This window comes from Pseudomonas sp. MWU13-2100 (assembly GCF_023242365.1).
In the GTDB taxonomy this organism is placed as follows: domain Bacteria; phylum Pseudomonadota; class Gammaproteobacteria; order Pseudomonadales; family Pseudomonadaceae; genus Aquipseudomonas.
On sequence record NZ_JALLIX010000053.1, the window covers coordinates 35,687 to 42,221 of the forward strand.

At 63.0% G+C, this 6,535-nt stretch carries 8 protein-coding genes; 3 read left to right on the forward strand and 5 right to left on the reverse strand.

Features of this window, described 5'->3' with window-relative positions:
- Nucleotides 1-83 precede the first annotated feature (83 nt).
- Nucleotides 84-1,358: a uracil-xanthine permease family protein gene (locus tag M5B99_RS26450; RefSeq protein ID WP_248806827.1), complete on the reverse strand. Its 1,275-nt coding sequence runs from the start codon at nt 1,356-1,358 to the stop codon at nt 84-86.
- A 1-nt stretch (nt 1,359) separates the two neighbouring features.
- Nucleotides 1,360-1,998, reverse strand: coding sequence for a uracil phosphoribosyltransferase (gene upp, locus M5B99_RS26455; protein WP_248806828.1), 639 nt, complete (start codon nt 1,996-1,998; stop codon nt 1,360-1,362).
- Between the two features lie 163 nt (nt 1,999-2,161).
- Between upp and M5B99_RS26460 the strand changes: the two genes are divergently transcribed.
- The 3 genes from M5B99_RS26460 to M5B99_RS26470 all read left to right on the forward strand — a co-directional run bounded on the left by M5B99_RS26460 (nt 2,162) and on the right by M5B99_RS26470 (nt 4,217).
- Complete coding sequence (locus M5B99_RS26460) at nt 2,162-2,719, forward strand: hypoxanthine-guanine phosphoribosyltransferase (RefSeq protein ID WP_248806829.1); 558 nt, start codon at nt 2,162-2,164, stop codon at nt 2,717-2,719.
- Between the two features lie 3 nt (nt 2,720-2,722).
- The gene (locus tag M5B99_RS26465; RefSeq protein ID WP_248806830.1) at nt 2,723-3,196 is read left to right on the forward strand and encodes a WbuC family cupin fold metalloprotein; all 474 of its coding nucleotides are present in this window, start codon (nt 2,723-2,725) and stop codon (nt 3,194-3,196) included.
- Between the two features lie 79 nt (nt 3,197-3,275).
- Nucleotides 3,276-4,217, forward strand: a complete 942-nt coding sequence (locus M5B99_RS26470) for an AEC family transporter (protein WP_248806831.1) — start codon at nt 3,276-3,278, stop codon at nt 4,215-4,217.
- Between the two features lie 208 nt (nt 4,218-4,425).
- Here M5B99_RS26470 and M5B99_RS26475 read toward each other — a convergent pair whose 3' ends face one another.
- The 3 genes from M5B99_RS26475 to M5B99_RS26485 form a co-directional block, all read right to left on the reverse strand.
- Nucleotides 4,426-4,806, reverse strand: a complete 381-nt coding sequence (locus tag M5B99_RS26475; protein ID WP_248806832.1) for a carboxymuconolactone decarboxylase family protein — start codon at nt 4,804-4,806, stop codon at nt 4,426-4,428.
- A gap of 11 nt (nt 4,807-4,817) precedes the next feature.
- Nucleotides 4,818-5,843 (reverse strand): calcium/sodium antiporter, encoded by a 1,026-nt coding sequence (locus M5B99_RS26480; protein ID WP_412548763.1) that lies wholly within the window; start codon nt 5,841-5,843, stop codon nt 4,818-4,820.
- 104 nt (nt 5,844-5,947) lie between these two features.
- Nucleotides 5,948-6,319: a septal ring lytic transglycosylase RlpA family protein gene (locus tag M5B99_RS26485; protein WP_248806833.1), complete on the reverse strand. Its 372-nt coding sequence runs from the start codon at nt 6,317-6,319 to the stop codon at nt 5,948-5,950.
- Nucleotides 6,320-6,535 lie beyond the last annotated feature (216 nt).

Sequence of the window (6,535 nt, forward strand, 5' to 3'; positions counted from 1 at the left end):
GGCAGGTGGGCTTGTGTGGCGAGCGGGCAAGCCCGCTCGCCAAAAGGGGGGCATCCGCGCCCTGTGGGGAGCAAGCGTGAGCCTTACAACAACGGCTCGTCGGCCTTCTTGTTCTTCCAACCATCATTGCCCGGCAACAGCAGGTTCAGCGCAATCGCCACCACGGCGCACAGCGCGATACCCTTGAGGCCGAAGTCGTCCGGCCCGGTACCGGTTCCCACCAGCACGCCGCCGATACCGAACACCAGGGTCACCGAAACAATCACCAGGTTGCGCGCCTCGCCCAGGTCGATCTTGTGGCGGATCAGGGTATTCATCCCCACTGCCGCGATCGAGCCGAACAGCAGGCAAAGAATCCCGCCCATCACTGGCACCGGAATGCTCTGCAACAACGCGCCGAACTTGCCGATAAACGCCAGGCTGATGGCAAAGATCGCCGCCCAGGTCATGATTTTCGGGTTGTAGTTCTTGGTCAGCATCACCGCGCCGGTCACTTCGGCATAGGTGGTGTTGGGCGGACCGCCGAACAGGCCGGCCGCAGTGGTGGCGATACCGTCACCGAGCAGGGTGCGGTGCAGGCCCGGCTTCTTCAGGTAGTCGCGACCGGTCACGCTGCCCACCGCGATCACCCCGCCGATATGCTCGATGGCCGGTGCCAGCGCCACCGGGACAATGAACAGGATCGCCTGCCAGTTGAACTCCGGTGCCGTGAAGTGCGGCAGGGCGAACCAGGGCGCGGCGGCGATCTTCGCCGTGTCGACCACGCCGAAATAGAACGACATGGCAAACCCCACCAGGACCCCGGAGATGATCGGCACCAGGCGGAAAATGCCCTTGCCGAACACGGCCACGATCAGGGTGGTCAGCAGTGCCGGCATCGAGATCAGCATGGCGGTCTGGTAGTGAATCAGTTCGGAACCGTCACCGGCCTTGCCCATCGCCATGTTCGCGGCAATCGGCGCCATGGCCAGGCCGATGGAGATGATCACCGGGCCGATCACCACCGGCGGCAGCAGCCGGTCGATGAAACCGGTGCCCTTGATCTTCACCGCCAGGCCGAGGAAGGTGTAGACGAAGCCGGCCGCCATCACCCCACCCATGGTCGCCGCCAGGCCGAACTGGCCCTTGGCGAGGATGATCGGGGTGATAAAGGCAAAGCTCGAGGCCAGGAACACCGGCACCTGACGCCCGGTCACCAGCTGGAACAAGAGAGTTCCCAGGCCCGCCGTGAACAGCGCGACGTTCGGGTCGAGGCCGGTAATCAGCGGCATCAACACCAGGGCGCCAAAGGCCACGAAAAGCATTTGCGCGCCCGACAGCACCGTGCGCCAGAGCGGGTCGTTGAACTCATCCTGCATGTCAGGCGTCCTTCTGCTTGGTGCCGAAGATCTTGTCACCGGCATCGCCCAGGCCCGGAATGATGTAGCCGTGTTCGTTGAGTTTCTCGTCGACGGACGCGGTGTAGATGGTCACGTCCGGGTGCGCTTTCTCGACCGCGGCGATCCCTTCCGGCGCCGCCACCAGGACCATCGCGCGGATGTCCTTGCAGCCGGCTTTCTTCAGCAGATTGATGGTCGCGACCATCGAACCGCCGGTGGCGAGCATCGGGTCGATGATCATCGCCAGGCGCTCGTCGATTTCCGGTACCAGCTTTTCCAGGTAGGTGTGGGCTTCGAGGGTTTCCTCGTTGCGGGCCACGCCCACGGCGCTGACCTTGGCGCCCGGGATCAGGCTGAGCACGCCTTCGAGCATGCCGATACCGGCACGCAGGATCGGCACCACGGTGATCTTCTTGCCGGCGATCTTCTCGACCTGGACGGTGCCGCACCAGCCCTGGATATCGTAGGTTTCCAGGGGCAGGTCCTTGGTCGCTTCGTAGGTCAGCAACGCTCCGACTTCCTGAGCGAGCTCACGGAAGTTCTTCGTGCTAATGTCAGCGCGGCGCATCAGGCCGAGCTTGTGGCGGATCAGCGGGTGGCGGATCTCACGGATGGGCATGGGAATAGGCTCCGGCGGCGGGCAAAAAACGGCTTAGATTAATCTATCCGCAGTTGATGTCCTATAGATCAGCCGTACGTTAGTCCAGAAACCCTTGATCTGGTCGCGCGGGGTGCGTACCTTTGCCCGCTTTTCTTACATAAGCCCCCTTTTGGAGAGCGCCATGTCCGCTGATCTCGAGCATATCCGTCAAGTCATGCGCGAAGCCGACTGCCTGTACACCAACGCTGAAGTCGAAGCGGCCATCGCCCGTGTCGGCGCGCAGATCAACGCCGAACTGGCCGAGAGCAACCCGGTGCTGTTCTGCGTGATGAACGGCGGCCTGATCTTCTGCGGCAAGCTGATGACCCACCTGAACTTCCCGTTGGAGGCTTCGTACCTGCACGCGACCCGCTACCGCAATGAAACCAGCGGTGGCGAACTGTTCTGGAAAGCCAAGCCGGAAGTCTCGTTCATCGACCGCGATGTGCTGATCATCGACGACATCCTCGACGAAGGGCACACCCTGGGCGCGATCATCGATTTCTGCAAGCACGCCGGTGCTCGCCGGGTGCACACCGCGGTGCTGATCGACAAGGACCACGACCGCAAGGCCCGTCCGGACCTGAAGGCAGACTACGTCGGCCTGCCGTGCATCGACCGCTACATCTTCGGCTACGGCATGGATTACAAGGGCTACTGGCGCAACGCCGCCGGCATCTACGCCGTCAAGGGGATGTAAGGGATGAGTACGCCGAGCTTTCTCGATGCAACCTTGTTCGCCGAACTGGCCGATAAGGCCATGGCGAGCCCCCGTGGTCGGGTTCATCACAACTTCCACCAGATGGACGAGCCTTGCCATCGCCTGGCTGTCGGATTGCAACCCAGTACCTATATAGCCCCACACCGACACCTGAGTGCCGACAAGGCGGAAACCTTGCTGGTGCTCAAGGGCCGCCTGGGCCTGTTGGTGTTCGATGAGGCGGGTCAGTTGCTGACCCAGCGCGTGTTGCAGGCGGGCGGTGAATGCTCGGGTGTCGACCTGCCGGCCGGGGTGTTTCATGGCCTGGTGGTCCTCGAAGCGGACAGCGTGATGTTCGAATGCAAGGCCGGTCCTTATCGTCCGGTGGGCGACGGCGAGTTGGCCGACTGGGCGCCGCGTGAAGGTGATGCCGAAGTGCCTGCGTACCAGGCCTGGATGCGCGCGCAGTTCGATTGAGCGCATGCCTATGGACGGGCACAAGGGCGGCTTTGCCGTATCATCAGTCACCTGACGACAGGCAACGGGTTCCCAGGACATGCTGGCCATCTTTCTCGGTATCTTGACCATCACCGCGCCGGTCTTCGCCATGTTGTTCCTGGGCGTGCTGCTCAAGCGCGTGGGCTGGATCAACGACAGCTTTATCCACACGGCTTCGGCGCTGGTGTTCAACGTCACCATGCCGGCGCTGCTGTTCCTTGGCATCCTCCATGCCGACCTGCATGCAGCGTTGCAGCCCAAGGTGCTGGGCTATTTTGCCCTGGCCACCCTGGTCGGCTTTGCCGGCTGCTGGGGTTGGGCGATCTGGCGCTGTCCCGAAATCGATCGCGGGATCTATACCCAGGGTGCCTTTCGCGGTAACAACGGAGTGATCGGTTTGGCCCTGGCCGCCAGCATGTATGGCAGCTATGGGCTTTCCCTGGGGGCGATTCTCGCGGCGCTGGTGATCCTGTTCTACAACACCCTGTCGACTATTGTCCTGGCGGTGTACAGCCCGGTGATCAAGTCCGATCCCTGGAGCATTCTCAAGAATGTGCTGAGCAATCCGCTGATCCTCAGCGTGCTCGCGGCAGCGCCTTTTGCCTATTTCCAGATCGGCTTGCCCGGCTGGCTGGAGACCTCCGGCAATTACCTGGCGCAGATGACCCTGCCGCTGGCACTGATCTGTATTGGCGGCACCCTGTCCCTGGCGGCATTGCGCAAAAGCGGTGACTTGGCGTTGAGCGCGAGCCTGGTGAAGATGGTCGGCATACCCCTGCTGTCGACGCTGGGTGCCTGGCTCTGTGGTTTTCGCGGGGCGGAGCTGGGGATTCTGTTCCTGTACTTCGGCAGCCCGACGGCCGCGGCCAGCTTCGTCATGGCCCGGGCAGCCAACGGCAATCACGAACTGGCGGCGGCGATTATCGTGATCACCACCCTGATGGCGGCGATCACCACCAATATCGGCATCTTTGTCTTGCAATGGGGCGGTTGGATCTGACGTTGTTTTGTGGGCAACCCTAATGCCTGTCAGTCAAGGGCAATCTTCAGTCTGACCGATATTTGTGGCGAGCGGGCTTGCCCGCGCTGGGCCGCGAAGCGGCCCTAAAACCAGCAAATCCGATGTGTCAGGTAGACCGAGGTGGTCGGTTTTGCGACTGCTGCGCAGCCGAGCGCGGGCAAGCCCGCTCGCCACAGTCCGCGATCAGTCAGTCGGCCTTCTGGTAGGCATCGATCACTTCCTGGGCGGCACGGAACGCATCGATGGCCGCCGGCACCCCGGCATACACCGCGCAATGCAGCAGCGCCTCGCGAATCTCCTCCACCGTGCAGCCGTTGTTCAAGGCGCCGCGCACATGGCCTTTGAGTTCCTGCGGGCACTTGAGCGCCGTCAGCGCCGCCAGGGTGATCAGGCTGCGGGTCTTCAGCGGCAACCCTCCGCGATTCCAGACACTGCCCCAGGCGTGTTCATTGACGAAGTCCTGCAACGGCTGGCTGAATTCGCTGGCATTGCCCAGGGCGCGGTCGACGAACGCATCGCCCATGACCTGACGACGCATCTCGACACCGGGTTTCTTCTGATCGGTCATTGCAGCAGCTCCTATGAGTGTTGGCGACGCCAGGCCCTGAATGTACTGAACAACAAGTACGCCAGGAGCGCCGGCAGGATGAAAAGCAGCATCATGCGTTCCAGTTTGTCGGCCATCGGCATGCCGGTGGTGAACCACACTACATGCAGGCCGTAGGCCAGGTACAAACCCAGGAACAACAGGCCCTCGGCACGGGTGATGCGGTAGCCGGAATAGAATACCGGCCAGCACAGCATGGCCACACCGAGCATCACCGGCAGGTCGAAGGCCAGGGCGTTGGGCGACACTGACAGCGGCGTGGGGGCGAGCAGCGCGGTGAGGCCGAGCACCCCCAGCAGGTTGAACAGGTTGCCGCCGATCACATTGCCCACGGCGATATCCCGTTGCCCGCGAACAGCGGCGATCAAGGAGGTGGCCAGCTGCGGTAGCGAGGTGCCGACCGCGACCACGGTCAGGCCGATGATGCGTTCGGACAGGCCCAGTTCGGTGGCTACGTCCACGGCGGCGTCCAGCAGCAGGTGCCCAGCCATCACCAGCAGCGTCAGGCCCAAGCCCATCCACGCGAGGCTGCTCAGCCAGGGCGCGGATCGGTGTGTGGCGGTGGTCGCTGGCGTGATGATGTGGTGGTGGTGGTGGTGGTGGTGGTGGTGGTGGTGGTGGTGGGACTGGCGCAGCAGCAGGCCGAGGTACAGCGCGAAGGCGCCCAGCATCACCAGGCCGTCGAGGCGTCCGAGTTTTTCATTGAACGCCAGGGCGAAGACCAGGAGGTTGGCGAAGATCATCAGCGGGATATCCAGGCGGATCAGTTGGCGCGAAACCCGCAATGGGATGATCAACGCCGAGAGGCCGAGGGTGACCAGGGTATTGAAGATATTGCCGCCGATCACACTGCCCACCGCGATATCGGCGTTCTCGGCTGCGGCCGCCTGCACGCTGACTGCCAATTGTGGCGCGCTGCTGCCGAAGGCGACGATGGTCAGGCCGATCAGCAGAGGCCTGACCGCCAGGCTCGCGGCCAGGCGCACGGCTGCGCGCACCAGCAGTTCGGCGCCGACGATCAGCAACAACAGGCCGCTGCTCAGTTGAATCAGGCTCAGCCAGGGAAGGGTGGTCAATCCGAAAATGGCAGGGGCTCCAGCGGTCAGTCGTCGAGGCTTTGGATGCGTACGCGGGCGGTACCGCCTCGCAGCATACCCAGTTGGGCGGCCGCTTCGCGTGAAAGATCGATCAGTCGCCCTCGGGTATGGGGGCCGCGATCATTGATGCGCACTATGACCGATTTGTCGTTGGTCAGGTTGGTGACTTTCACCCGGGTGCCGAAGGGCAACTGGCGGTGGGCGGCGGTCAGGCCGTGTTGGTCGAAGGGTTCGCCGCTGGCGGTGCGTTTGCCCTGGTGCTTGGCGCCGTAATACGAGGCCATGCCGGTTTCGTCGTAGCCGCGCGGATTGATGTCGTGGCTGGCGCAGCCGGCCAGCAGGCTGAGGAGGGCAAGGGCGGCGAGCAGGCGCTTCATCGGATGTCCTCTAATCGTTGGCCTGTGAGGCTTCCAGTGGTCTTGAGGAGCGCATCGCTGGCAAGCCAGGCTCCTACAGGATTGTATCGTACGCAAATCCCGTGTCCGACGCAGGACCAGTGGGAGCGGAGCTTGCCCGCGAAGCTTCTGGCGGTCTTGAGGAGCGCATCGCTGGCAAGTCAGGCTCCTACAGGATTGTATCGTACGCAAATCCTC